The following is a 24,343-nucleotide window of genomic DNA, read 5'->3' on the forward strand; positions in this document are numbered from 1 at the left end:
GACGAGCGACGTGCTTCGCCCTTCCCGGCCGGAGCCGTGTCGGTGGTCGCCCGTACCTTGGGAGCAGACGCAGGGCCGGCTGCACGAAGCGAGAGGAGCGACATGTCCATGACCGTCTCGATCCGCGAGCCGTTCCCCGACCGCATCCCCGGTCTGAACTTCGCCGCCGCCGCCCCCGACCTCTGGCGCGTCGCCGCGAGCGACGGCGCGCTGCTCGGCCACATCCGTCGCCGTGAGATCGGCGGCGTCGAGCGCTTCAGCTCACGCCGGCTCCTTCCCGGCGGCCGTCAGGGCATCGATCTCGGCGAGTTCTGGTCGCCCCGAGATGCCGCCGAGGTCTTCCGCTGATCCGGCGGCCCCGCGGCGCGGCTTCATGGCGCGCCGCGCGACCGCTCCGGCACACGCCGTCGTGGCGGTTACGCTGCGCTCATGCAGTGGTGGAACGATCTCATCTCCTGGCTCGACTCGAGCGCTTCGCGGCCCGCGGTCTTCTCGGCCGCCGTGCTCTTCCTCGCCGTGCTCGCCGCCGGCCTGCTCGCCGCCTGGATCGCGAGCGGTGCGGTGAAGCGAGTGGTCGCCCAACGCGATCGCGAGCTCAAGACCGCCGCGATCGCGGCACTCGTCGATGCGGCCACCGAGGCCTCGGTCTGGAACTCGCTGACGCCGCAGGAGCAGGTACTGGCCGACCGGGCGGTCGGACAAGCCGACATCCTCATCCGCACGCTCCCGATCCGTGGCGCCGATATCGCCGCGAACTGGTCGGCACATCAGCTGCACGAGCTGAAGCGTGCCTCCGCGACCTTCGGCTACCAGCTCGACCCGGCCGTGGCAGAGTTCCGCGACCGGCTGCTGGAGTGGCAGCGCCGCCCCTCGCGCACGAAGCGCCAGTTCCAGAACGACCTCGACCGGTGGCGTTCACAGCGACAGGAGCCGGAGCAGTCGATGATCGAGGAGCAGGATGCGTGGGTCGCGAGCCAGCACCACGAGCGGTTCCAGGACTCGGAGACCGTCGCCGAGGCCCGCACCGTGCCCGTCACGACAGCGACGCAGGCACCCGCGGCCCCGCAGACGGCGCCGACGACCCCGCTGGCACCCAGCGACTCGTCGCGCTGACCGCGCGTCCGCGCGAGCGGAGTGCGACTCGACCACCACGAGCGAAGCCCCGTCGGATCGATTCGGTCCCACGGGGCTTCGTGCGTTCCTGACCCGGAGCACGCGGCTCCGGGTCGGGGCCACCAGAGATCCGGGCCGGCGCGGCCAGAACCAGCTCAGCGCCACCAGGAGTCGAACTTGGACGCCGGCGTCTCGCGCTTGTGCCGGGTCTGACGGTAGCGGGCCTCGATGCGCTCGGCGACCGAGTCGTCGACCGTTCCGCCTTCGAGGAACTCGTCGAGGTCGCGATAGCTCAACCCGAGGTTCGCTTCGTCCGATTGCCCCGGGTCATCGTCCAGCAGGTCGGCCGTCGGCACCTTCACGTACAGCCGCTCGGGCGCATCGAGCGCCTCGAGCAGCGACCGCCCCTGACGCTTGGTCAGCCCGGTCAGCGGCAGCAGGTCGGCGCCGCCGTCTCCGTACTTCGTGAAGAATCCGGTGACGGCCTCGGCAGCGTGATCCGTGCCGACGACGAGCATCCGCCGCTCCCCCGCGATCGCGTACTGCGCGATCATGCGCATCCGCGCCTTGACGTTGCCCTTGCCGAAATCGCTGAGTTCGGTGCCGAGCGCTTCGGCGTACTCGCCGTCGATCCCGTCGACGCCGCCGGCGATGTCGAACACCACGCGCTCGTCGGGACGGATGAAGTCGAGGGCGAGCTGCGCGTCCGCTTCGTCCCGCTGCACTCGGTAGGGCAGCCGGACGGCGACGAAGCGCGCCTCGACCCCCTCCGCGCGGAGACCCTCCACCGCGAGCTGGCAGAGCCGCCCGGCGAGCGAGGAGTCCTGCCCGCCACTGATGCCCAGCACCAAGCCGGTGGCTCCGGAGCGGCGCAGATAGTCCTGCAGGAACCGGACCCGTTCGGCCACCTCCTCGGCGGCGTCGATCCGGGGCCGGACGTGGAGTTCTTCGATGATGGTGGCCTGCATCGCTCGCATGCCTCGACCCTAGCGCTCGCGTGTTTCGGTCGTGAGACGCGATCCCGCGCTACGCTCGGCGGCAGCGCGGGCACGCCGCACCGGATCGGATCGATCCGCGCCGGCTCGTGACGGAGGGGGATCCATGGACGTCTCGATCGGCACGCTCGTGCTCTTCCCGGCCGTCGCGGTTGCGGCGCCGCTCCTGGTGCGAGCCGTCGGCAAGCTCGTGGCGATCCCGCTCGTCGTGTTCGAGATCGTGCTCGGCCTCATGCTCGGGCCGTCGCTGCTCGGCTGGATCCGACCGGACGACTTCACCGGCATGCTCGCCGACTTCGGGCTCGCGATGCTGTTCTTCCTCGCCGGGAACGAGATCGACCTCCGAACCATCCGCGGCCGTCCGCTGAGCCGCGCGACGATCGGCTGGATCATCTCGCTCTGCGCCGGTGTCGGGATCGCCGCCCTCCTCGCGCCCTCGTTGCCGGCGGCTGCCTTCATCGGCATCGCCCTCACCTCGACCGCGCTCGGCACCATCATGCCGGTCCTGCGCGACGCCGGGGAGCTGCGCACCCCGTTCGGCATCGGCGTCCTCGCGATCGGCGCCGTGGGCGAGTTCGGGCCGCTCATCGCGATCTCCCTCTTCCTGAGCGGCCGCGCACCCGGGATCGCGACCCTCGTGCTGCTCGCCTTCGCCGTGATCACGGGCCTCGCCATCTGGGCGGCGGCGAGCGGCGCCGGCCGCCGACTGCACCGCGTCATCGCGGCCACGCTGCGCACCAGCGGGCAGTTCGCGGTCCGACTCGTGCTCCTGATCCTCGCCGCGCTCGTCGCCCTCAGCACCGTGCTCGACCTCGACATGCTCCTCGGCGCGTTCGCCGCCGGGGTGCTCTACCGGCTCCTGCTGAACGGGGCGCCGGAGCCCGACACCGAGCTCATCGAACGGAAGCTGGAGGCGATCGGCTACGGCTTCCTCGTGCCGATCTTCTTCATCAACACGGGCGTGACCTTCGATCTCGCAGGGCTCATCGCCGACCCACGGAACCTCCTGCTGCTGCCGATCTTCGTGCTGCTGCTCCTCGTCGTCCGAGGCATCCCGTCGATGCTCGCCGCTCCAGCCGGGAGCGACTGGCGCGACCGCGGAGCGACGCTCCTCTTCGGCGCGACCGGCTTACCCATCATCGTCGCCGTGACGGCGATCGGCGTGGATCGCGGCGAGCTGCCGAGCGGTACGGCGGCCGCGCTCGTGGGCGCCGGAATGCTCTCCGTGCTCGTCTTCCCGCTCGTCGCGCTCTCGCTCCGGCGCCGCGCAGCGGACGCACCGAGCGCACCCGGACCCGACCGATTCGACGTGCCGACGGAGGGGTGAACCGCCAGGGCTCGCTATGCTGTCTTCGGCGGTCACGCCGGCCCCCCGTAGCTCAGTGGACAGAGCAGGTGGCTTCTACCCACTTGGTCGGGAGTTCGAATCTCTCCGGGGGGACGCCGGCGAAACCCGGCCCCGTGACCGTTCCCGGGCCGCAGCCCACTCGCCGGTAGACTCGCCGCATGGCAAGCGCGAGCGACCGACTGGTCTGGATCGACTGCGAGATGACCGGACTCGACCTCGAGGTCGATGAACTGGTCGAGATCGCCGTCGTCATCACCGACTACGAGCTGAATCCCGTCGACGACGGCATCAGCATCGTCATCAAGCCCGATGCGAGTGCGCTCGAGCACATGAACGACTTCGTGCGGGCGATGCACACCGAGTCGGGCCTCATCGAGGAGATCCCGAGCGGTGTCTCCCTCGCCGACGCCGAGTACCAGGTGCTCGAGTACGTGCTGCAGCACATCCCGGAGGAGCAGAAGGCGCCGCTCGCCGGCAACTCCATCGGCACCGACCGCGCGTTCCTCACCAAGTTCATGCCGCGACTCGACGCACACCTGCACTACCGCAACGTCGACGTGTCCTCGATCAAGGAGCTCGCGAAGCGCTGGTTCCCCCGCGCCTACTTCAACGCTCCCGCCAAGCACGGCGGGCATCGCGCGCTCGCCGACATCCTCGAGTCGATCCTCGAGCTGCGGTACTACCGTCAGGCCGTCTTCGTCGCCGACCCGGGCCTCACCAGCCAGGAGCTGCAGGCGATCTCGGCCGCCGTCGTGAACGAGTTCGCACCCGACGTGGTGTAAGCTCGTGGAGTTGCCTCCCGCATTCTGCGGTGGCGCATGGTGGGTATAGCTCAGTTGGTAGAGCGCCTGGTTGTGGTCCAGGAGGTCGCGGGTTCAAGCCCCGTTACTCACCCCAAACCGATGGCCCCGGCACCGACGTCGGGGCCATCGTGCATCTGCGGGTGAGGAGCACGAATGGAACTCGACGCCGAGACCTTCGAACGCATGGTGGTCGACGAACTCGACCTGCTCCCGGACGACATGGTCGACGGCCTCGAGAACGTCGTGTTCGTCGTCGAGGATCGTCCGGAGGACGGTTCCCTCGACCTCCTCGGCCTGTACGACGGCACCGCGCTCACCGACCGCGACCGCTACGGCTTCGGCGAGATGCCCGACCGCATCATCCTCTACCGGGAGCCGCTGCTCGCGATCTGCGACGACGAGGAGTCGTTGCGCGACGAGATCCACGTGACCCTCGTGCACGAGATCGCGCACTTCTACGGCATCGACGACGATCGACTGCACGAGCTGGGCTGGGCCTGAGCGTGGCCCGTGGCGTCGAGCCTCGAGGCAGGCGGGCGCCGGTAGCCTGAATCCATGAGCGCTTCCCCCGCCCGCACGATCGGCATCGTCGTCGGCGCGATCGCGATCCTCGGCCTCGGGGCGTACGCGCCGGCCATGCTGCTCGGGCCGCTGCCCGACGTCGAGGTGGTCGCGGCCGCTCCCCCGTCGCCCCCGGCGCCGTCCGCGCTGACGCTGCCGGAGGCGGGCGCGAGCGCGGTCGCGCGCGTCGGCGAGGCGCCGACCACACTCGCGACGGCCGGCGAGACGGCGCCGCTGCCGATCGGCGCAGCAGCGAAGCTCGTGACCGTCCTCGTCACGAGCGAGGCTCTGCCGTTGCCCGCCGACGGCGCCGGCGCCGAGCTGACCATCGGCCCGCAGGACTACACCGAGTTCCTTCAGGCCGAGAAGGAGGGCACACGCACGCTCGCCGTCTCCCCCGGTGACCGGTGGTCGCAGCGCGATGTGACCCGGGCGGTCCTGCTGGCCAGCAGCAACAATCACGCCGACACGCTCGCGCGGTGGGCCTTCGGCAGCGTCGACGCGTACGTGGAGCGGGCGAACGGATGGCTCGAAGCGCACGACTTCGACACGCTCCGCGTCGCCGACGCGACCGGGCTCTCCGGCGACAGCGTGGGGACGGCCGAGGAGGTCGCCCGGCTCGCGGCGCTGGCCTTGGCCCAGCCGGCGATCGCGTCGATCGTCGACGGGGTGGAGGTGGCGGGCGAGCGCGAGATCCCGCAGGTCGCCGACCATGCCGCCGACGATGGGGTGGACGCCCTCGTGCGTGGGTTCACGGATCAGGCCGGACTCGTCTTCGTCGGCCACGCCCCGCTGGGCTCCGCCGAGGATGCGGGTGACTTCGTCGTCGCCTTCGTGCGGATGCCGGACTACGAGACGCTCGACCCCGCCATCGCCGCACTCGTGCAGAGCGTGCCGGCGGCGGCGGCCCCCGTCCCCGTGCTCACGGAGGGCGCGAGCTACGGCGAGGTGCGCACGGCGTGGGGCGAACGCTCCGCGCTGCTCGCGACCGGCTCCCGCGAGGCCGGGGCGTGGGGCGCCGAACCCGGAACGCCGACCCTCGACGTCGAACCGTTCGCGACGGCCCCCGCGGGCCGCACCGTCGGCGAGATCCGCGTGGACGTCGCCGGAGAGACACTCACATCGTCCGTCGAGCTCGAGTCCGCGATCGGCGACCCGGGGCCGATGTGGCGTCTGCTGAACCCCGGCGCCATCGTCGGTGCGTTCGTCGAGGACCAACAGTCGCGGTGACCGCCGCGCGAAGGCGTTCGCGGTGCTCGCGGACGCGCCGACGGAGGACGCCGAGCGCTCAGTCGTTCTCCTCGTCGGCCTCGACCGGGTCGGAGTCGCTCGGATCGAAGCGATACCGGGCGCGGAGCTCGCCGGCGACCTCGCGCTCGTCGATGCGGTCGTACCAGAAGAGGGACTCGAGCCCATCGACCGCCGCGACCATGCCGATCCGGGCCTCCGACCCGCCGCCCACCAGGGCGCGGCGATCGAACTCGCCCTCCATCGGGCCGTCGACGAACTCGGCGAGGTACTCGGCGGGCACGCTGTCTGCACTCATGGCACTACCGTAGCCCCGACCGCGCGTGGGCGGGAGAGCCCGCGCCATCATGCACGGATGACGAGGTCCGGCACGGTTCGACCGCCCTGACGTGCGCGATACCGGCGCCACTGAGTCTCCCAGAGCGCCCAGTACGGGTCGAAGGCTCCGTGATCACGTCGGAGGGCGCGCGTTCGGCGGTCCCCGAGCGGCGCCTCGATCAGGATCCGTACCGCGCGCGGATGGCCCGCGACGGCGGCGAACGCGCCGCAGCCTTCGATCACGAGCGGGCGACCCGGTCGTACGGCTCGCGGTTCGGCGACTCGCGAACGCGACCAGTCCCACCCCCGCACCCGGCCCGGCCGACCGGCGAGCAGGGCGGGTACGAGATGTTGGTGGAGCTCCACCGCGCCCTCGTCCAGCCCCTGCCAACCGCGGTAGACGCCGTCGAGCTGGACGAGTACCGGGTCGCTGCGCCACTCGGCGACGACGGCCTCGGCGAGGGTGGTCTTGCCCGCGCCGCTCGGCCCGTCGATGGCGACGAGGCGCGGCGTGCGCCGCTGGAGCAGCGCCTGGACCCGCGCGAGCGCCGCCGCGCTCGGCCCGGCCGGCCCGCCGCTCACACCCACACCGGGTGGAAGGTGCCCGCGAGGATCGCGCCGCCGATGGCGCAGCCGGCGACGGAGAGCGCGATGACGAGGAGCGCGGCATCTGGAGCGCCGATCGTGGACGGCCGCGCCCAGCTCCGCGCGGTGCGAGCACCGAAGCCGCGCGCCTCCATCGCCGTCGCGAGCTTCGACCCGCGCCTGATGGCGAGCACGAGGAGCGCGAACGCCATCGTGGCGAACCGCCGCACGGCACCATGGTCCCCGATGCCCCGAGCCCGGCGCGACATCGCCATGGCGCGCCAGTCGTCGAGGAACAGCCCGATCAGACGGGCCCCGGCGAGAGCGCCGAGGACGAACCTGGCGGGAAGTCGCCACACCTGCGCCAGTCCGTCGGCGAGTTCGGTCGGGTCGACGTCGAGGAAGAGCAGCACGGCTGGCAGCCCGATCGCCAGCACCCGGAGCGTCACCGCGACGGCGAGCTCGATCGAGCCGTCCGTGATGCGGGCGAGCCAGAAGCTCCAATACTCGGTGCCAGCCGGCCGCCCATAGAGCAGCATGGAGAGGCCGGCGAGGGGCGCGGCGACGAGGATCGGCCAGCAGCGGCGGAGCATCGTGGACGGCCGGACGCCCGCGGCGAGGAACAGCGCAAGCTGCAATGTCAGCGCCACGGCCGCGCTCACCCAGTCGATGGTGAAGAGGAGCGGCGTCGTCACGAGGATCGCGGCGGCGAGCCGGGTCACGGGGTTCACCCGCGGCAGGAGGCGCAGCCGCGGGGGCGGGACCGCCGCCGGTGCCTCGGTCGCGTCGCTCGGTCGACGTCCGATCACCGTCGTGGTGGGCGCCGCTCGTTCCACGCGGCCGGTCACGCGGCCTTCCCCGTTCCGAGGGAGTCCGCGCCGAGCGCGTACCTGACGTCGCCGAGCGCCTCACGGTAGGCCGCGTCATGGCTCACCGACAGCACGGCGACCCCGTCGTCGGCGAGTTCGCGCACGAGTCGGACCAGCTCGATCCAGGTGAGCCGGTCCTGTCCGAAGGTCGGTTCGTCGAGGATGACGACCCGGGGTCGTGCGACCAGCACCGAGGCGGCCGTGAGCCGACGTTGCTCGCCCCCCGAGAGCGTGAACGGGTTCGCCTCGGCGAGGTGCTCGAGGCGGAGCCGTTCGAGCACGGGATCGACCCGCGAGGCGGTGTCCTGCTCCCCCAGCGCGCGGAGGGCGACGCCGAGCTCGCCGCGCACGGTACGCGCGACGAACTGATGCTCCGGCTCCTGGAAGACCGTGCCGATCCGATGCAGCAGCTCACGGGATCGCCAGCCGGACGGATCGGGCCCGATCCCCGCCGCGAGTGCCGGCGCAGCCACCACTCGACCGGCGAGCGGCCGAAGCAGTCCGCCGAGCGTGAGCGCGAGGGTCGACTTGCCGGCTCCGTTCGGTCCGGTGAGCACGGTCGATGCGCCGGCCGGGACGGCGAGCTCCACCCCGGTGCGGAGCGGGCGCCCCGCCTGCCGCCCGATCGTGAGCCCGTGGCCGCTCAGGAGCACGTCGGTGTCCGGGTCCGCGGCACGAGCGGCGCCGACGTCGAGCGGCTCCCCGGGCACCCAGACCCCTGCCGCCAGCAGTTCGACGCGAGCCGAGACCAGCACCTCCTTCGGCCGGCCGTCGGCGATCACCCGCCCCTCCCGCCCGAGGACGACCATGCGGTCGACGAGCTCGTGCCACACATCGACCCGATGCTCGACCACGACGAGCGTCGCCCCCGTCCGGTCCAGCACGCGCGAGACCGCCGCGCGCACCTCGGCGACGCCCTCGGGGTCGAGATTCGCCGTCGGCTCGTCGAGCAGCAGGAGGCCGGGCCGCATCGCGATCGCCCCCGCGAGGGCGAGCCGCTGCTTCTGTCCGCCGGACAGGCGGCTCGTCGGGTGGTCCAGCGGCAGCTCCAGCCCGACGGCGTCGACCGCGTCGCGCACACGCGACCAGATCTCGGAGCGCTCGACGCCGAGATTCTCGCAGCCGAACGCGACATCGTCGCCGAGGCGCGAGAGCACCACCTGCGAGTCCGGGTCCTGCAGGACGAGGCCGGATCGCCCGCGGCGATCGGCGGGTCCGACGCCGTCGAGCAGCAGCTCGCCGACGGACTCCCCCTCTTCGGCACCGCCGTTCACGCCGGCCAGCGCGTGCAGCACCGTCGACTTGCCGCTGCCGGAGGGGCCGACGAGGAGCACCCGCTCCCCCGGCGCGATGCTCAGGTCGAGCCCCTCGATCGCCCAGCGGCGCCGGCCGGCGTGGCGCCAGCCCCACCCGCGCGCCTCGACGCTCGCGGGCGCGACGCGCTCGCTCACCGGCCTGCTCATACCCGCTGGGTCACGTCCTGACCGGCGGCGAATCGGCTGAGCGCTCCGGTCGCGGCAAGGGCGCGCACGATGATCCACCCGAGGATGCCGGCCAGCACGGCGCCGGAGATGACGATCGTGGTGAGGTAGAGCCCGAGGAACTCGGGCGACTTCTGCAGGTTGCCGGAGGTGAACAGCTCGAGCAGCCACGCCGCGGCGCCCGCTGCCGCGCCGGCGAGGACAGCGGGGACGAGCCCGAACCGGCGATAGGCGAAGAGCGCGAAGATCAGTTCGGCGCCGAGGCCCTGCGCGATTCCCGAGTACAGGGTCTCGATGCCCCACTGGTTGCCGACGAGCGCCGAGACGACGGCCGCCAGCAGCTCGACGAAGAGGGCCGCGCCGGGCTTGCGGATGACCAGCCCGCCGAGCACGCCGCCGATGAGCCAGATACCGACGGCGATGCCGCCGAGGCCCGGCGTGAGCGCGTCGGCCGCGGAGAACCAGGCATAGCCGAGGTTGTTCCAGAGCAGGAAGAGGAGGCCGGTCGCGACGCCGATGACGGCCGCGACGACGATGTCGACGACCCGCCAGCGCAGGTCGCGGGCCCGCTTCGCGGGCCGCTCGATGGTGGATTGCTGGTTCGCGTTCGCGTGCACTGTTCGTGCCCTTTCTTCGGTGGAAAGCGGCACGGGATTGAAGAGATCGATCTCCCTGCGCTGGCATGACCCAGATCAGGTTCGACGGTCGAAGGTTGGAGCACCTTCCTCTCAGCCCGGCTCACCGGACTCCCGTGTTCGAGCACGAGTATACGCGGACGCCGGCCGGCGTGGGCCGACCGGCGCCACCGCGAGTCGTCGACGCGCGTGCGCTCCAGCGGATCAGCGCTTCAGCGCGCGAATGACGCCCTTCAGCGCCTTGCCCGCGACCCAGACGAGCGGCGTCGCCGCGAGCAGCAGTCCGATGAGGTTCGGCTCGAAGCGGACCTCGCCGCCGCCACGACCGACGTATGCGCCGAGCGGAATGGATGCGCCGCCGCCACCGCCGCCCGACGCGGACTGACCCTCGTCGTCGGTGCCGGAGCCAGCGCCGAAGCCGTACCAGCCGAGCGCGACGGGGATCACCGTAGTGCCGTCGAGATCGACGGCTTCGCCGTAGGAGGTCTTGACGCCGACACCGGCGACGTTCTCTGCGAGGTCGAGCACGAATTCAGCCATACCTCAACGCTACCCGCGCGTCGAGCAGGACTCCAGGGCTTGCGCTCGGGCCCGAGCTGCTGGCGTTCAGTGCTGGGTGGGGCCGTCGCGGTCGTCGAGCGGCTGCCGGAAGCGCGCCCCGGCCGCCGAACGGTCGGGCGCGCGGCCCACGAGCGCGGCGGGCTTCACCGCTCCCGTGCCGAACTTCGCGACGACCTCGTCGATCGTGCGCTCGGCGTCGCGCCATTCCTCGTCGGGGTCCCAGAGCGCGAAGCCGCCGTCGGCTGGTCGGAGCTGCTCCGCCCGAACACCGATCAGCCGCACTCGCTCGCCGTGCCCGATGAGCCCCGCCATGGCCTCGACCGCCTCCTCGTAGATGCGACGGGCCACGTCGGTCGGCTCGGCCAGCGTTCGGGATCGGGTGATGGTGCGGAAGTCGTCGTATCGGAGCTTCAGCACGACGGTGCGCCCGACCAGGCCGCCCCGACGCAGCCGCACGGCGACATTGCCCGCGAGGTCGAGCAGCGCGCGGCGGATCTCGGCGGGGTCGGTCAGATCGTGCCCGAAGGTGGTCTCGTGCCCGATCGACTTCTCGACCCGGTGGGTGGAGACCTCACGCGGATCGTCGCCGTTCGCGAGGCGCGCCAGGCGCTCGGCGAGGGCCGGGCCGACGGCGCGTTCCAGCGCGTCCGGCGGCATGGCGGCGACATCACCGACCGTCTGCAGCCCGAGCTTGGCGAGCGACTGCTCGGTGACCCGACCGACGCCCCAGAGCGCCGACACCGGCAGCGGGTGGAGGAACGCCACCGTGTCGGCGGCCGGCACGACGAGCATGCCGTCGGGTTTCGCCCGGCCCGAGGCGACCTTCGCGACGTACTTCGACGCGGCGACGCCGACGGAGCAGGTGAGGCCGGTCTCGGCGTGCACCCGCTCTCGGATGCTCCAGGCGATCTCGGCGGGGCTGCCGTGCAATCGGCGTGCACCCGAGACGTCGAGGAAGGCCTCGTCGATCGACAGCGGCTCGACGAGCGGGGTGACCGACTCGAAGATGGTGAGCACTCGACGGGAGTACTCGCTGTATTTGCGATAGTCGCCGCGGAGCACGATCGCGTTGGGGCAGCGCTGCAGTGCGACCGACATCGGCATGGCGGAGTTGACGCCGTACCGTCGCGCTTCGTAGCTCGCCGCGGACACCACCCCTCGACCGGCGGTGCCACCGACCAGCACGGGCTTGCCGCGCAACTCGGGTCGGCTCAGCAGCTCGACGGATACGAAGAACGCGTCCATGTCGACGTGGAGGATGGGGGTGCCGGAGTCGTCGACGGGGCCGGTGGTGACCTGCCTCGACGAGCCGTCCTGCTTGCTCATGCTGCGACCCTATCCCGCGCCGCCGACATCAGCCGCGCCGCCGACATCAGCCGCTCCGCCGACATCGGCCGCTCCGGGTCAGAAGCCGAAGTCGCCGCCACCGCCGAAATCGCCCCCGCCGAAGTCGCCGAAGCCGCCATCGCCGAAGCCGCCCTGATCCGCGCCGGCCGCGTCGACGCTCCCCGCGTCGCCGGCCTGGTCGGCACCGGGGTCACCGCCCTGCTCGGCGGAGCCGTCACCAGACGCCTCGAACGCGCCGGGACCGGGCAGGAAGGCCTGCGCGATCGCCGAGCCGACGACCACACCGGCGATGGTGCCGAGCATGGATCCGCCGAGCATCTGCCCGAACGACGGGCCGCCCGCGGCCGCCGCCGTGCCGCCGCGACCGCCGCCCTGGAACGCGCGCTCCATGCTGCCGGGCGCCCGCAGCTCCTGGCGGGTGGCCGCCCTGGCCAGGGCGCCGGGCTCGTCGGAGACGAGGCGCTCGCCCGCGGGTGCCTGATCGCTGAGCGCCTGGAACACCTGCTGGCGCTGTTCGGGCGTCAGCTTCGCGAACGCCTCCGCGTGCACCTGCTCGATGGACTCCGGCGGCGCGGTGCGCAGCAGGTAGCGGTAGCGCTCGACCGCCAGTTCGTCCTCGCTCAGGGCTCGTGCCGGCGGGGCGGGCTGGGCGGCGGGGCGCTCCTCGGGAGCGCCGAAGAGTCGGTCGAAGAATCCCATGCTGTCCTCGTCATTCCTGGTGGGGAAGGCGATCGTATCGAGCGCGGCCACGAAACGGCTGAGAGCCGGCGCCGACGAATCGGCACCGGCTCCCGCGGGAGTGCTTCGGTTACTCCGCTGCGGCGGCGCGCTCCAGCACGAGCTCCCGGACGCGTGCCGCGTCCGCCTTGCCCTGCATCGCCTTCATGACGGCACCGATGACGGCACCTGCGGCCTGCACCTTGCCGTCGCGGATCTTCGCGAGCACGTCGGGCTGCGCCGCGAGCGCCGCGTCGATCGCCGCGATCAGGGCGCCGTCGTCGGAGACGACGGCGAGCCCGCGGGCGTCGACGATCTGCTGCGGCGAGCCCTCGCCCGCCACGACGCCCTCGAGCACCTGCCGTGCGAGACGGTCGGTGAGCGTGCCAGCCTCGACGAGGGCCGCGAGCTCGGCGACGTGCTCGGGCGAGGCCAGCGACGCGGCATCCGTCTCGCTCGCGTTGGCGAGGCGGGTGAGTTCACCGGTCCACCACTTGCGGGCGGCAGCAGGGCTCGCCCCCGCCGCGATCGTCGCGGCGACCTCGTTCAGCAGGCCGCCGTTCACGACGCCCTGGAACTCGAGGTCGGTGAAGCCCCACTCGGCCTTGAGCCGGCGCCGGCGGGCCGGCGGCGGCTCGGGCAGCGCAGCACGCAGCTCGGCGACGCGCTCGCGCGATGGGACGACGGGCACGAGGTCGGGCTCCGGGAAGTACCGGTAGTCGTCGGCGTCGGACTTCGGGCGACCAGGGCTCGTCGTGCCGGTGTCCTCGTGCCAGTGCCGGGTCTCCTGCGTGATGGCGCCGCCCTTGGCGAGGATCGCCGCCTGACGCTGGATCTCGTAGCGCACCGCGCGTTCGATCGAACGGAACGAGTTCACGTTCTTCGTCTCCGTGCGGGTGCCGAGCTGCTCGGCGCCGCGGGGGCGCAGCGACACGTTCGCGTCGCAGCGGAGGTTGCCGCGCTCCATGCGCGCCTCGGAGATGCCGAGCGAGATCGCCATGTCGCGGATCGTCGACACGTACGCCTTCGCGAGCTCGGGGGCGTCGCCCTCGGCACCGAAGATCGGGCGGGTGACGATCTCCACGAGCGGCACGCCGGCGCGGTTGTAGTCGACCAGCGAGTACTCCGCGCCCTGGATACGCCCGGTCGCGCCGCCGACGTGCGTGAGCTTGCCCGCGTCCTCCTCCATGTGCGCCCGCTCGATGGGCACCTGGAAGGTGCGGCCGTCGGCCAGCTCGACCTCGACCTCGCCGTCGAACGCGATCGGCTCGTCGTACTGGGAGATCTGGTAGTTCTTCGCGAGGTCGGGGTAGAAGTAGTTCTTCCGCGCGAAACGGCTCGACTCGGCGATCGAGCAACCGAGGGCGAGCCCGAGCGAGATCGACTTCTCGACCGCCTCGCCGTTCACCACCGGCAGCGAGCCGGGCAGCCCGAGGCAGACCGGTGAGACGAGCGTGTTCGGCGCCGCGCCGTGGTACTTCTCGTTCGCCGGGTTCGGAGCGGGCGAGAACATCTTCGTCTCGGTGTTGAGCTCGACGTGCACCTCGAGGCCGATGACCGGCTCGAAGAGCTCGAGCGCCTGCTCGTAGTCCATCAGTTCGACTCGCGCCATCAGAGTGCGCCCTCCTCGGTCGCGGTGAGCTCGTGGGTCGACAGGTCGGGGGCCTTCGCGAGCAGCGGGCCGCCCCACTCCGCCTCGAGCAGTCGCTCGAGCGCGCCGCCGACGTTGTACAGGCGGGCGTCCTGGCGGGCCGGGGCGAGGAACTGGATGCCGACCGGCAGGCCGTCCTCCGGCGCGAGGCCGGCGGGCAGCGAGATGCCGGGGACGCCGGCGAGGTTCGCCGGGATCGTGGCGATGTCGTTCAGGTACATGGCGAGCGGGTCGTCGAGCTTCTCGCCGAGCTTGAACGCGGTCGTCGGCGCGGTCGGCGTGGCGAGCACGTCGACCTTCGCAAAGGCCTGGTCGAAGTCGCGCTGCACGAGCGTGCGCACCTTCTGGGCGCTGCCGTAGTAAGCGTCGTAGTAGCCGGCGGACAGGGCGTAGGTGCCGAGGATGATGCGGCGCTTCACCTCGGGGCCGAACCCCGCCTCACGTGACGCGGCCATGACCTGCTCGACCGTGCCGCCACCCTGCGGGGTGACGCGGAGGCCGAAGCGCACCGAGTCGAACTTCGCCAGGTTCGAGGATGCCTCGGCCGGCAGGATGAGATAGTACGCGGCGATCGCGTGCTCGAAGTTCGGCGCCTCGACCTCGACGATCTCGGCGCCGTTGCGCTCGAGCAGCTCGAGGGACTCGTGGAAGCGCTGACGGACGCCGGTCTGGAAGCCGTCGGTGTCGAGCTCCTTCACGACGCCGATCCGCAGGCCCTGCACGTCGGCCCGGCGCACGGCCTCGGCCATCGAGGGCCACGGCTCGGCGATCGAGGTGGAGTCGTGCGGGTCGTGGCCCGCGATCACGTCCTGCAGCAGTGCCGCGTCGAGCACCGTGCGGGTGACGGGGCCGATCTGATCGAGCGAGGAGGCCAGGGCGATCGAGCCGTACCGGCTGACGGCGCCGTAGGTGGGCTTCACGCCGACCGTGCCGGTCACGTGCGCGGGCTGGCGGATGGAGCCGCCCGTGTCGCTGCCGAGTGCGAGGGGCGCCTCGAAGGCCGCGACGGAAGCGGCCGAGCCACCACCGGAGCCGCCGGGGATGCGGTCGAGGTCCCAGGGGTTGTGCGTCGGGCCGTAGGCCGAGTGCTCGGTGGAGGAGCCCATGGCGAACTCGTCCATGTTCGTCTTGCCGAGCGGCACGAGGCCGGCCTCGCGGACCTTCCGCACGGGCGTGGCGTCGTATGGCGGGATCCAGCCCTCGAGGATCTTCGAGCCCGAGGTCGAGGGCATGCCCTCGGTCACCAGCACGTCCTTGATGGCGATCGGAACGCCGGCGAGCTCGCCGAGCGACTCGCCAGCGGCGCGGGCCCGGTCGACCTCGGCAGCGGCGCGCAGAGCGCCCTCGGCGTTCACATGGAGGAAGGCGTGCACGGCGCCGTCGACGGCGGCGATGCGGTCGAGGTGCGCCTGCGTCGCCTCGACGGAGCTCACCTCGCCGCGGCCGAGGCGGCCGGCGAGCTCTGCGGCACTGAGACGGATCAGGTCGTCGGAGTGGCTCACTGCTCCTCCCCCAGGATCGCGGAGACGACGAAGCGGTCGCCGTCTCGTTCGGGTGCGCCGGAGAGCGCCTGCTCGGGGGTCAGCACGTCATCGGTCACCACATCGGCGCGGAAGACATTCTGCATCGGGATGGGATGGCTCGTCGGCGGGACGTCGGGGGTCGCGACCTGGTTCACCTGCTCGACGGCCTGCATGATCTGGCCGAGCTCGGTGGTGAGGTGCGCGATCTCCTCCTCGGTGAGCGCGATGCGAGCGAGGTTCGCCAGATGGGCGACCTGCTCCGCACTGATTTCAGGCATGCTGCTCCGAACGTGTCGTGACGGGGATGCCTGCCAGTCTATTCGAGCGCGTCACCCGGGATCGAGTCGCCGAGCGCCGACGGCCCCTCGGTGACGAGCAGTCGGAACTGCTCGGCGTCGAGGACGGGGATGCCGAGTTCCTCCGCTTTGGCCAGCTTCGACCCGGCGCCGGGACCGGCCGCGACAAAGTCGGTCTTCTTCGAGACACTCGAGGCGGCCTTGCCGCCGGCCGAGATGATCGCCTCCTGCGCACCCTCCCGCGTGAACCCCTCGAGGCTGCCGGTGGCGACGACGGTGAGGCCGCTGAGCACCCCGCCGTCGGCGACCGCCGCCCCCGGTCCGGGGTGGCCGGGCGTCGCCCATTGCACGCCCGCCGCGGCCCAGCGTTCGACGATCTCGCGATGCCAGTCGACCTCGAACCATTCGAGGAGCGAGTCGGCGATGATGCCGCCGACGCCCTCGACCTCGGCGAGCTCCGCGCGATCGGCGGCGCGGATCGCCTCGAGCGACCCGAACCACTCGGCCAGAGCCCGGGCGGCCACCGGCCCGACGTGGCGGATGTTCAGCGAGACGATGAGACGCCAGAGCGGCTTCGTCTTCGCTTTCTCGAGCTCGGCGAGCAGCTTCGTCGCCGCTTCGGACGGCCCGACCTCTCGGTAGTCCTTGCGGACTCCGGCGGCCCGGCGCTCTGCCGGCGTCATCGCCTCGGTGCCCGGCGGGTAGCTCGCGGGGCCGAGCTTCTGGAACGGCAGTCGTCGGACCGGTTCGCCCGTCTGCTCGTCGATCTTCACTTCGCCGGTCTCGGCGTCGCGCACGACGACCTCGATCGGCACGAGCTCGTCGAGCGTCAGCTCGAAGAGCCCGGCTTCGGTCGGGAGCGGCGGCACCGCGGGCACCGTCGGCTGGGTGAGCGCCGCCGCGGTGACCTCGCCGAGGGCCTCGATGTCGAGGCCGCCGCGCGAACCGATGTGCTCGATGCGCCCCCGTACCTGCGCGGGGCAGGACTTCGCGTTCGGGCAGCGGAGGTCGATGTCGCCCTCTTTCATGGGCCGGAGCGGGGTGCCGCACTCGGGGCAGCGCTCGGGCATCTGCCACTCGCGCTCGGTGCCGTCGCGCAGCTGCTCGACCGCCCCGAGGATCTCGGGGATGACGTCGCCCGCCTTCCGCAACACGACGGTGTCGCCGATGCGGACGCCCTTGGCCTTCACGACCTGCTGGTTGTGCAACGTCGCCTGCCGCACGGTGGAGCCCGCGACCTTGACCGGCTCCATGATCGCGTAGGGCGTGGCGCGGCCGGTGCGGCCGACCCCGACGGCGATGTCGAGGAGCTTCGTGTGCACCTCTTCGGGCGGGTACTTGTAGGCGATGGCCCAGCGGGGCGCGCGGCTCGTGGCACCGAGTTCGTCGTGGAGGGCGAGCTCGTCGACCTTGACGACGATGCCGTCGATCTCGTGCTCGACGTCGTGCCGGTGCTCGCCGCGGTCGGCGATGAACTCGGCGACCTCGTCGACCGTCGAGAACACCCGGGAGTGCGGCGAGACGGGCAGGCCCCAGCCGGCGAGCAGGCCGTAGATCTCGGACTGCTCGCGCACCTCGGGGTGCTGCCAGGCGCCGATGCCGTGCAGGTAGAGGGAGAGCCGCCCGAGCCGCTCGCGCATGAGTTCGAGCTCGACGGGACCCTTCTTCTCACGCCGCTGCCGCAGGCTGCCCGCGGCCGTGTTGCGCGCGTTCGCGAACTCGGGGTACTTCGTCGGGATCTCGTCGGCCGGGCGTCCCTTGGCCAGCTGCTCGGCCTCGTAGGCGGCCTGCAGCTCGTGCTGACGTTCGTTCAACGCCTCGAAGTCGACCGTGCGCAGGAACACCTCGCCGCGCACCTCGAAGAAGGCGGGGAACCCCTCGCCGGAGAGCTCACGCGGGATCACCGGGATCCAGTCGACGTTCTCGGTGATGTCTTCACCCACGCGCCCGTCGCCGCGCGTCGTCGCCGTCTCGAGCACGCCCTCCCGGTACGCGAGGCTGATCGCGAGGCCGTCGATCTTGAGCTCCGACAGCCAGTGCACGCCACGACCGGCGGCCGCCTGCGTCTTCGCCGCCCACTCGCGGAACTCCTCGATCGAGAAGACGTTGTCGAGGCTCAGCATGCGCTCGGCGTGCTCGTGCTCGGGGAATCCGGCGGACACGATGGCCGCGCCGACCTGCTGCGTCGGGCTGTCTTGCCCCGCCAGCTCGGGGAACGCGCGCTCGAGCGCCTCGAGCCGGTGGAAGTCGGCGTCGTACTCGGCGTCGGACAGCGTCGAGTCGCCGTCGCCGTAGTAGGCGAGGCGGGCCCCTTCGATGCGCTCGGCGAGCCGCTCGGACTCGGCTCGCGCCTCATCGAAGCTCATGCCCTCGAAATCGGCCGGGAACTCGCTCGCAGCAGTCGTCTCGCTCACAGGCCAATCCTACGGACGGCCGGCGACACTCACTCGGCGTTCCAGAGCTCCCGGTAGTACGCCAGCCGACGCTCGTCGGGCGTGACGCCGTACGCGCGAAAGAACGCCGGCTGCCAGCCGGGCCCGTAATTCCAGTCGAGGCTCATGCTCGCCACCGCGAGGTCCGCCCAGCGATCGGCGACGCCGATCCGGGCCGCGTCGACGATGGCGGCGAAGGAGCCGTCGTCGCCGAGCAGGGTGTTCGGCGCGCACGGGTCGCCGTGGCAGACGACGAGGTCGGCCGACGGCGCGTCGAGCAGCTCACCCGGCACCCGACGCCCGTCGCGACGCAGGAGTTCGAGCCGGTGCTCGACCCCCCAGTCGTACGGGCAGCCGTCGGGGTCGAGCGCGTGCAGCCGCCGGAGGCCCTCGGCGATCGCGCGCACCGCGACGGCCGGCTCGGCGAGCCATCGTTCGTCGACGGCCGAGCGGGCCGGGATCGCCGTCGTGAGCAGCCATTCGCCCGAGGCATCCGTCCCGGCGTCGAGCACCTGCGGGGCGGGCACCCGCCCGGCGAGCCAGCGCAGCCGCTCGGCCTCGTCGGCGAGCGACTCGCCCGAGCCGGCCGGGTTCCACTTGACGACCCGCGGCCCGTCGCCCTCGATGCGGAAGGTCAGGCCGCCGGCCTCGTTCCGCCAGAGCGGGGTCGTGCGCCGCCCGGCCGCGAGCCGGAGCACGCTCGAGGGACGAACCACGTCGGCCTCCGGTCGCTGGCTCGCGAGCTCGGGCACACCCACCTAGGCGCCGACCGGGACCGCGCTGACGGTGCGATCGATGGTGCACTGACCGAGCACCCTGGTGCCGACGTAGACGACCGCGGTCTGGCCCGGCGCGACCCCGTCGAGCGGCTGTGCGGGGCGGACCACGAGTTCGGGCGCCCCCTCGTCGCCACGATCGACACGGGCCACGGCCGGCACCGGATCGGCGTGCGCCCGGATCTGCACCTCGCAGTCGAACTCGTCGCCATCCGCGGCGACGATGCCCGAGGCGACGGGATCGAGCCCGGCCCAGCTGAACCGGGACCCGGCGATCTCCGCCGTCGCAAGGGCCTCCTTCGGCCCCACCACCACGGTGTTCTCCTTCGGACGCACCTCGAGCACGAAGCGAGGGCGACCATCGGGTGCCGGGGTGCCGAGACGAAGGCCGCGCCGCTGTCCGACGGTGTACGCGTGCGCGCCGTCGTGGCTGCCGACGACCGCGCCGCTGCGGTCGACGATGTCGCCGGGGGTCTCACCCACCCGCTCGGCGAGCCAGCCCTTCGTGTCGCCGTCGGGGATGAAGCAGATGTCGTAGGAGTCGGGCTTCCGCGCGACCGCGAGGCCGCGCCGCTCGGCCTCCTGGCGCACCAGCTCCTTCGAGGGCGTGTCGCCGAGCGGGAACCACGCGTGCGCGAGCTGCTCGGCCGTGAGCACGCCGAGCACGTAGCTCTGGTCCTTCGCCTCGGCGCTCGCGCGGTGCAGCTCCAACTCGCCGGACGCTCCGGGGAGGACCTTGGCGTAATGGCCGGTCACGACGGCGTCGAAGCCGAGGGCGAGCGCCTTCTCGAGCAGCGCCGCGAACTTGATGCGCTCGTTGCAGCGCATGCAGGGGTTCGGGGTGCGCCCGGCGGTGTACTCGGCGACGAAGTCGTCGACGACGTCCTCCTTGAAGCGCTCGGAGAAGTCCCAGACGTAGTACGGGATCTCCAGCAGGTTCGCGACGCGCTGCGCGTCCATCGAGTCCTCGATGGTGCAGCAGCCGCGGCTGCCCGTACGCAGGGTTCCGGGCATGCGGCTGAGCGCCAGGTGCACGCCGACGACATCGTGCCCCGCCTCGACCGCGCGCGCGGCCGCGACGGCGCTGTCGACGCCCCCGGACATGGCTGCAAGCACTCGCATGGCTCCAGTCTACGAAACCGCGGCTGGGCGGCGGCCGGATCACGAGGATCGGTGACGACCGGCGGATGCCGCGCCCCGAGGTCAGCGGTCGAACGACGTGCGACGGGCGGCGAGCCCGGCTCTGGCCGCCCGTTCATGAGCCGAAGGCAGCGCCGCCAGGAAAGCGTCGACGTCGGCGTCCGTGGAGTCGTGGCCGAGGGTGATGCGGAGCGCTCCGCGCGCCTCGCTCTCGTTGCGGCCCATCGCGAGCAGCACGTGGGAGGGCTCCGGCACGCCGGCCTGGCAGGCCGAACCGGTCGAGACCGACACGCCGGCGGCGTCGAGGAGGAAGAGCAGGGAGTCGCCCTCGCAGCCGGGGAAGGCGAAGTGCGCGTTGCCCGGCAGCCGCCCGTCCGGGTCCGGGTCGCCCGACAGCACGGCCGCCGGCACCGCGGCGGCAACCCCGTCGATCAGTCGGTCACGGAGACCGGCCAGGCGAGCACGGTCGGCATCGAGCCCGAGGGCGACCGATTCGGCCGCCGCGGCGAACGACGCCGCCGCCGCCACGTCCTGGGTGCCCGAGCGCACCCGTCGCTGCTGCCCGCCGCCGTGGATGAGCGGCTCGATGCGCCCCGTGCGATCGAGTACCAGGCCGCCGATGCCGGCCGGGCCGCCGATCTTGTGCGCCGAGACGCTGATCGCGACGAGCCCCTCGCCCGGCGCCGCGCCGCTCTCCCGCCGCAACGCGTGCAGGCCGATCGGCAATTGGCCGTACGCGGCCACCGCATCGAGATGCAGCGGCACACCGGCCGCGGCCGTGAGCTCGGCGACCCTGGCAACCGGCTGCACCGTGCCCACCTCGTTGTTCGCCCACAGCATCGTGACGAGGGCGATCTCGTCGGCGTGGGCGGCGAGCTCCTCGGCGAGCGCGTCCACCTGCAGCCGGCCGAGTGCGTCGACGGGGAGCTCGATCACCTCCGCGCCTTCGTGGGCGGCGAGCCATTCGACGGTGTCGAGCGTCGCGTGGTGCTCGCCGGCGGGCAGGACGATCCTGGGCCGGCGGGCGTCGTGCTGCCGCTGCCAGAAGAGCCCCTTGACGGCGAGATTGATCGCCTCGGTCCCGTTGCCCGTGAACACGAGCTCGATGGGGTCGGCGTCGAGCGTCGCAGCCACGACCGCGCGGGACTCTTCGAGCGAGCGCTTCGCGCGCTGCCCCGCGCTGTGGATCGAGGCGGGGTTGCCGACCGTGGCGAGCGCGGCGGTGAGCGCGGCGACGGCCTCCGGGCGCATGGGCGTCGTAGCGGCATGGTCGAGGTAGACGGGCACGCCGCCCTCCTCTCCTGCCGACGACACGGGTCCACGAACTACTGTAGATCGCATGTCGGCCCCCGATCCCCTGCGCGAGCTCGGCGCCTCCCCCGGCGTCGGCGGCGGATCGGTCCGGATCTGGTCGGAGCACGCCTCGGCGGTCGAGCTCGTCGTCTTCGACGGCGGGGATCTGGACTGGGCGGTGGATCGGGTCGCGCTGGTACGCGACGAGCACGGCGTGTGGTCGGGCCGTTCCGATGTGCTGGTGCCCGGCGCCCGGTACGCGATCCGCGTCGACGGTCCCGCCGGGGTGGAGCATGCGTTCAATCCGGTGCACGATCTGCTCGATCCGTACGCCAGAGGGCTGGTGCGTGCCGGCGACGGCTCGTGGCGCGGCGTCGCGCTCGGCCGTCTGGGCGATGGCGACGGCTTCGACTGGGGCGGCGTGCCCGCTCCTCGGATCCCGCTCGATCGCACGGTCGTGTACGAGACCCATGTGCGCGGCTTCAGCAAGCGCAACCCGGCCGTGCCCGAGGCGCTGCGCGGCACGTACGCGGGGCTCGCGCACGACGCCTCGCTCGACTACCTCCGCGATCTCGGGGTGACGACCGTCGAGCTGCTGCCCGTGCACGCGTTCGTGTCGGAGGAGCGCCTGGTCCGTCAGGGTCGGGTGAACGCCTGGGGGTACAACACCCTCGGGTTCTTCGCGCCGCACGGTGCCTACGCCTCGGCGGCGGCGCAGGCCGAGGGCGCGGCCGGCGTACGCCGGGAGTTCGCCGGCATGGTGCGCCGGCTGCACGAGGCGGGGCTCGAGCTCGTGCTCGACGTGGTCTACAACCACACCGCCGAGGAGAACCGCGAGGGTCCCACCTACAGTTTCCGCGGGATCGACAACGCCGCGTACTACCGGCACGACGCGCACGGCCGCTACGTCGACACGACGGGCTGCGGCAACACCCTCGACTTCGGCCGGGAGCAGCCGGTGCGTCTCGCGCTCGACTCCATGCGGTACTGGGCGGGCGAGCTCGGGGTCGACGGCTTCCGCCTGGACCTGGCCGCGACGCTCGGCCGCGATGACCACGGCGCCTTCACGCCGGAGCATCCGCTGCTACAGGGGATGCTCGAAGACCCGGTGGTCGGTGCGTCGAAGCTCATCGCCGAACCGTGGGATCTCGGTCCAGAGGGGTGGCGCACAGGTGGGTTCCCCACCGGGTTCAGCGAGTGGAACGACCGCTACCGCGACCGCATGCGCGAGTTCTGGCTGACCGATCTGCGCCTGGAGCGGGAGACCGGCTCGGCGGGCAGCGGCATCGGCCGGTTCGCGACCAGGCTGGCGGGCTCCGCGAACACGTTCTCCCCCGAGCGCGGGCCGCTCGCGAGCCTGAACTTCGTGACCGCGCACGACGGCTTCACCCTGGCCGATCTCACCGCCTACGACGTCAAGCACAATCTCGGCAACGGCGAGGACAACCGCGACGGCACCGACCACAACCGCTCGTACAACCACGGGGTCGAGGGCGAGGCGGCCGATCCCGACGTCCGCGCCGCGCGCCGCCGGAGCATCCGGAATCTGCTCGGCACGCTGCTGCTCTCGGCCGGGGTGCCCATGCTCACGGCGGGAGACGAGTACGGCCGGACGCAGCGGGGGAACAACAACGCGTACTGCCACGACTCGCCGCTCACCTGGCTGGCCTGGTCGGACGAGGAACGCCCGCGCTCCGCCCCTGCCTTGCAGCGCACGGTGCAGGCCCTGCTCCGGCTCCGCGCCGAGAACCCGGCGCTGCGGCCGGTCCGCTACGGCGTGTTCGGCGAGACGACCCCGAGCGCGACGCAGATGGACTGGTACAACGCCGAGGGCGAGTCGATGAGCATCGACGACTGGAACTCCCCCGCGGAGCGGACGCTGCAGTACCTCGCGGCTTCGACGCCCGAGCACGAGCCGCTGAACCGCATCCTGCTCGTCGTGCACGCCCGGTCCGAGCCCACCGCCGTCGTGCTGCCGGTGCACGACGGTGTCGTCAGCTACGCGCTGCTCTGGGATTCCGCGCAGGAATCGCCCGAGCTCGACGCTCGCACGGCGCTGCCGGGGGCCCGGCTGCCGGTCGCCGGGTGGTCGATGCAGCTGTTCCGGGCGGACGATCGGGGGGACGACTGATGGCCAAGCGCACCGAGCCCGCCGCGGGGACCCCGGCGACCGTCGCGCTCGGCGCGGCGGGAATCTCGTACGTGCCTCGGACGTACGAGCACGATCCGCGCGCGGCGGCGTTCGGCCTCGAGGCGGCGGAGAAGCTCGGCGTCGAGGTGGAGCGCGTGTTCAAGACGCTGCTGGCCTCCGTCGACGGCGGGCTCGTCGTCGGCATCGTGCCGGTCGCCGAGCAGCTCGACCTGAAGGCGCTCGCGCAGGCGGTCGGCGGCAAGCGGGCGGAGATGGCCGATCCGGCGCTCGCGGAACGCAAGACGGGCTACGTGGTCGGCGGCATCAGTCCGATCGGCCAGAAGACGGCGTTGCCGACCGTGCTCGACGAGTCCGCCATCCTGTTCGAGGCGATCCTCGTGTCCGGCGGCCGACGCGGCTTCGACCTGGAGCTCGCGCCCGACGATCTGCTGCGCGCGACCTCCGGGAGCTACGCGCCGATCGCACGCGTGCGCTGAAGCGGAGCCGGCCCGGCGCTCCG

At 72.2% G+C, this 24,343-nt stretch carries 24 protein-coding genes, 2 tRNA genes and 1 riboswitch; of the genes, 10 read left to right on the plus strand and 16 right to left on the minus strand.

The window, feature by feature from the left end; all coding sequences use genetic code 11:
• The first annotated feature begins 108 nt into the window (after nt 1-108).
• Together M3147_RS07550 and M3147_RS07555 are read left to right on the plus strand one after the other, a co-directional pair.
• The gene (locus M3147_RS07550) at nt 109-348 is read left to right on the plus strand and encodes a hypothetical protein (protein WP_251202845.1); all 240 of its coding nucleotides are present in this window, start codon (nt 109-111) and stop codon (nt 346-348) included.
• Between the two features lie 81 nt (nt 349-429).
• Nucleotides 430-1,113 (plus strand): hypothetical protein, encoded by a 684-nt coding sequence (locus M3147_RS07555; protein ID WP_251202846.1) that lies wholly within the window; start codon nt 430-432, stop codon nt 1,111-1,113.
• A gap of 155 nt (nt 1,114-1,268) precedes the next feature.
• Here M3147_RS07555 and nadE read toward each other — a convergent pair whose 3' ends face one another.
• Nucleotides 1,269-2,090, minus strand: coding sequence for an ammonia-dependent NAD(+) synthetase (gene nadE / locus M3147_RS07560; RefSeq protein ID WP_251202847.1), 822 nt, complete (start codon nt 2,088-2,090; stop codon nt 1,269-1,271).
• 124 nt (nt 2,091-2,214) lie between these two features.
• On the opposite strand from nadE, the gene M3147_RS07565 reads away from it, so the two are divergent.
• The 6 genes from M3147_RS07565 to M3147_RS07590 all read left to right on the plus strand — a co-directional run bounded on the left by M3147_RS07565 (nt 2,215) and on the right by M3147_RS07590 (nt 6,050).
• Nucleotides 2,215-3,435 carry a cation:proton antiporter gene (locus M3147_RS07565; RefSeq protein ID WP_251202848.1) on the plus strand — a complete coding sequence of 407 codons (1,221 nt, stop codon included), beginning with the start codon at nt 2,215-2,217 and terminating at the stop codon, nt 3,433-3,435.
• A 41-nt stretch (nt 3,436-3,476) separates the two neighbouring features.
• Nucleotides 3,477-3,549: transfer RNA gene (locus M3147_RS07570), tRNA-Arg, on the plus strand.
• Between the two features lie 65 nt (nt 3,550-3,614).
• A complete protein-coding gene (gene orn / locus M3147_RS07575) occupies nt 3,615-4,238 on the plus strand; it encodes an oligoribonuclease (protein ID WP_251202849.1) in 624 nt (207 codons plus the stop codon).
• Between the two features lie 39 nt (nt 4,239-4,277).
• A tRNA-His gene (locus M3147_RS07580) sits at nt 4,278-4,353 on the plus strand.
• A gap of 59 nt (nt 4,354-4,412) precedes the next feature.
• Nucleotides 4,413-4,760 (plus strand): metallopeptidase family protein, encoded by a 348-nt coding sequence (locus tag M3147_RS07585; RefSeq protein ID WP_251202850.1) that lies wholly within the window; start codon nt 4,413-4,415, stop codon nt 4,758-4,760.
• Between the two features lie 54 nt (nt 4,761-4,814).
• Complete coding sequence (locus M3147_RS07590; protein WP_251202851.1) at nt 4,815-6,050, plus strand: hypothetical protein; 1,236 nt, start codon at nt 4,815-4,817, stop codon at nt 6,048-6,050.
• A gap of 58 nt (nt 6,051-6,108) precedes the next feature.
• Here M3147_RS07590 and M3147_RS07595 read toward each other — a convergent pair whose 3' ends face one another.
• The 15 genes from M3147_RS07595 to M3147_RS07665 form a co-directional block, all read right to left on the minus strand.
• Nucleotides 6,109-6,366, minus strand: coding sequence for a hypothetical protein (locus M3147_RS07595; protein WP_251202852.1), 258 nt, complete (start codon nt 6,364-6,366; stop codon nt 6,109-6,111).
• Nucleotides 6,367-6,413: 47 nt separating this feature from the next.
• The gene (locus M3147_RS07600) at nt 6,414-6,968 is read right to left on the minus strand and encodes an ATP-binding protein (RefSeq protein ID WP_251202853.1); all 555 of its coding nucleotides are present in this window, start codon (nt 6,966-6,968) and stop codon (nt 6,414-6,416) included.
• Entirely contained in the window at nt 6,965-7,720 is a 756-nt protein-coding gene (locus tag M3147_RS07605; RefSeq protein WP_251202965.1) for an energy-coupling factor transporter transmembrane component T family protein, read from the minus strand. The genes M3147_RS07600 and M3147_RS07605 overlap by 4 nt, the downstream gene beginning before the upstream one ends.
• Nucleotides 7,721-7,815: 95 nt before the next feature.
• Complete coding sequence (locus tag M3147_RS07610) at nt 7,816-9,303, minus strand: ABC transporter ATP-binding protein (RefSeq protein ID WP_439954190.1); 1,488 nt, start codon at nt 9,301-9,303, stop codon at nt 7,816-7,818.
• Nucleotides 9,300-9,938 carry an ECF transporter S component gene (locus M3147_RS07615; RefSeq protein WP_439954191.1) on the minus strand — a complete coding sequence of 213 codons (639 nt, stop codon included), beginning with the start codon at nt 9,936-9,938 and terminating at the stop codon, nt 9,300-9,302. Before M3147_RS07615 ends, M3147_RS07610 begins: the two co-directional genes overlap by 4 nt.
• A 35-nt stretch (nt 9,939-9,973) precedes the next feature.
• Nucleotides 9,974-10,084, minus strand: a riboswitch (TPP riboswitch).
• 76 nt (nt 10,085-10,160) lie between these two features.
• Nucleotides 10,161-10,496 (minus strand): hypothetical protein, encoded by a 336-nt coding sequence (locus M3147_RS07620; RefSeq protein ID WP_251202855.1) that lies wholly within the window; start codon nt 10,494-10,496, stop codon nt 10,161-10,163.
• Between the two features lie 66 nt (nt 10,497-10,562).
• The gene (locus M3147_RS07625) at nt 10,563-11,843 is read right to left on the minus strand and encodes a DNA polymerase IV (protein WP_251202856.1); all 1,281 of its coding nucleotides are present in this window, start codon (nt 11,841-11,843) and stop codon (nt 10,563-10,565) included.
• Between the two features lie 78 nt (nt 11,844-11,921).
• The gene (locus tag M3147_RS07630) at nt 11,922-12,563 is read right to left on the minus strand and encodes a hypothetical protein (RefSeq protein WP_251202857.1); all 642 of its coding nucleotides are present in this window, start codon (nt 12,561-12,563) and stop codon (nt 11,922-11,924) included.
• Between the two features lie 109 nt (nt 12,564-12,672).
• Nucleotides 12,673-14,193, minus strand: coding sequence for an Asp-tRNA(Asn)/Glu-tRNA(Gln) amidotransferase subunit GatB (gene gatB / locus M3147_RS07635; protein WP_251202858.1), 1,521 nt, complete (start codon nt 14,191-14,193; stop codon nt 12,673-12,675).
• Entirely contained in the window at nt 14,193-15,734 is a 1,542-nt protein-coding gene (gatA, locus tag M3147_RS07640) for an Asp-tRNA(Asn)/Glu-tRNA(Gln) amidotransferase subunit GatA (RefSeq protein WP_251202859.1), read from the minus strand. The genes gatB and gatA overlap by 1 nt, the downstream gene beginning before the upstream one ends.
• Nucleotides 15,731-16,033, minus strand: coding sequence for an Asp-tRNA(Asn)/Glu-tRNA(Gln) amidotransferase subunit GatC (gene gatC / locus M3147_RS07645; protein WP_251202860.1), 303 nt, complete (start codon nt 16,031-16,033; stop codon nt 15,731-15,733). The genes gatA and gatC overlap by 4 nt, the downstream gene beginning before the upstream one ends.
• Nucleotides 16,034-16,071: 38 nt before the next feature.
• Nucleotides 16,072-18,417 (minus strand): NAD-dependent DNA ligase LigA, encoded by a 2,346-nt coding sequence (gene ligA, locus M3147_RS07650; protein ID WP_251202967.1) that lies wholly within the window; start codon nt 18,415-18,417, stop codon nt 16,072-16,074.
• 77 nt (nt 18,418-18,494) lie between these two features.
• The gene (locus M3147_RS07655; RefSeq protein ID WP_251202861.1) at nt 18,495-19,199 is read right to left on the minus strand and encodes a phosphotransferase; all 705 of its coding nucleotides are present in this window, start codon (nt 19,197-19,199) and stop codon (nt 18,495-18,497) included.
• Nucleotides 19,200-19,241: 42 nt separating this feature from the next.
• Nucleotides 19,242-20,381 carry a tRNA 2-thiouridine(34) synthase MnmA gene (gene mnmA, locus M3147_RS07660; RefSeq protein WP_251202862.1) on the minus strand — a complete coding sequence of 380 codons (1,140 nt, stop codon included), beginning with the start codon at nt 20,379-20,381 and terminating at the stop codon, nt 19,242-19,244.
• An 81-nt stretch (nt 20,382-20,462) separates the two neighbouring features.
• Nucleotides 20,463-21,686, minus strand: a complete 1,224-nt coding sequence (locus M3147_RS07665) for a cysteine desulfurase family protein (protein WP_251202863.1) — start codon at nt 21,684-21,686, stop codon at nt 20,463-20,465.
• A 52-nt stretch (nt 21,687-21,738) separates the two neighbouring features.
• Here M3147_RS07665 and glgX point away from each other — a divergent pair, with 52 nt between their 5' ends.
• Both glgX and ybaK read left to right on the plus strand, forming a co-directional pair.
• Nucleotides 21,739-23,823 carry a glycogen debranching protein GlgX gene (gene glgX, locus M3147_RS07670; protein ID WP_251202864.1) on the plus strand — a complete coding sequence of 695 codons (2,085 nt, stop codon included), beginning with the start codon at nt 21,739-21,741 and terminating at the stop codon, nt 23,821-23,823.
• On the plus strand, nt 23,823-24,320 hold the full coding sequence (ybaK, locus tag M3147_RS07675; protein ID WP_251202865.1) for a Cys-tRNA(Pro) deacylase: 498 nt from the start codon (nt 23,823-23,825) through the stop codon (nt 24,318-24,320). The genes glgX and ybaK overlap by 1 nt, the downstream gene beginning before the upstream one ends.
• Nucleotides 24,321-24,343: the final 23 nt, after the last annotated feature.

This window comes from Agromyces mediolanus, from assembly GCF_023715325.1.
Lineage (GTDB): Bacteria > Actinomycetota > Actinomycetes > Actinomycetales > Microbacteriaceae > Agromyces > Agromyces mediolanus_A.

What these genes read in the sequence shown, in the direction of transcription:
- M3147_RS07550 (WP_251202845.1), top strand. Translation starts at nt 109, where the DNA reads ATGACCGTCTCGATCCGCGAGCCGTTCCCCGACCGCATCCCCGGTCTG.
- M3147_RS07555 (WP_251202846.1), top strand. Translation starts at nt 430, where the DNA reads ATGCAGTGGTGGAACGATCTCATCTCCTGGCTCGACTCGAGCGCTTCG.
- nadE (WP_251202847.1), bottom strand. Translation starts at nt 2,090, where the DNA reads ATGCGAGCGATGCAGGCCACCATCATCGAAGAACTCCACGTCCGGCCC.
- M3147_RS07565 (WP_251202848.1), top strand. Translation starts at nt 2,215, where the DNA reads ATGGACGTCTCGATCGGCACGCTCGTGCTCTTCCCGGCCGTCGCGGTT.
- orn (WP_251202849.1), top strand. Translation starts at nt 3,615, where the DNA reads ATGGCAAGCGCGAGCGACCGACTGGTCTGGATCGACTGCGAGATGACC.
- M3147_RS07585 (WP_251202850.1), top strand. Translation starts at nt 4,413, where the DNA reads ATGGAACTCGACGCCGAGACCTTCGAACGCATGGTGGTCGACGAACTC.
- M3147_RS07590 (WP_251202851.1), top strand. Translation starts at nt 4,815, where the DNA reads ATGAGCGCTTCCCCCGCCCGCACGATCGGCATCGTCGTCGGCGCGATC.
- M3147_RS07595 (WP_251202852.1), bottom strand. Translation starts at nt 6,366, where the DNA reads ATGAGTGCAGACAGCGTGCCCGCCGAGTACCTCGCCGAGTTCGTCGAC.
- M3147_RS07610 (WP_439954190.1), bottom strand. Translation starts at nt 9,303, where the DNA reads ATGAGCAGGCCGGTGAGCGAGCGCGTCGCGCCCGCGAGCGTCGAGGCG.
- M3147_RS07620 (WP_251202855.1), bottom strand. Translation starts at nt 10,496, where the DNA reads ATGGCTGAATTCGTGCTCGACCTCGCAGAGAACGTCGCCGGTGTCGGC.
- M3147_RS07625 (WP_251202856.1), bottom strand. Translation starts at nt 11,843, where the DNA reads ATGAGCAAGCAGGACGGCTCGTCGAGGCAGGTCACCACCGGCCCCGTC.
- M3147_RS07630 (WP_251202857.1), bottom strand. Translation starts at nt 12,563, where the DNA reads ATGGGATTCTTCGACCGACTCTTCGGCGCTCCCGAGGAGCGCCCCGCC.
- gatB (WP_251202858.1), bottom strand. Translation starts at nt 14,193, where the DNA reads ATGGCGCGAGTCGAACTGATGGACTACGAGCAGGCGCTCGAGCTCTTC.
- gatC (WP_251202860.1), bottom strand. Translation starts at nt 16,033, where the DNA reads ATGCCTGAAATCAGTGCGGAGCAGGTCGCCCATCTGGCGAACCTCGCT.
- ligA (WP_251202967.1), bottom strand. Translation starts at nt 18,417, where the DNA reads ATGAGCTTCGATGAGGCGCGAGCCGAGTCCGAGCGGCTCGCCGAGCGC.
- mnmA (WP_251202862.1), bottom strand. Translation starts at nt 20,381, where the DNA reads ATGCGAGTGCTTGCAGCCATGTCCGGGGGCGTCGACAGCGCCGTCGCG.
- glgX (WP_251202864.1), top strand. Translation starts at nt 21,739, where the DNA reads ATGTCGGCCCCCGATCCCCTGCGCGAGCTCGGCGCCTCCCCCGGCGTC.
- ybaK (WP_251202865.1), top strand. Translation starts at nt 23,823, where the DNA reads ATGGCCAAGCGCACCGAGCCCGCCGCGGGGACCCCGGCGACCGTCGCG.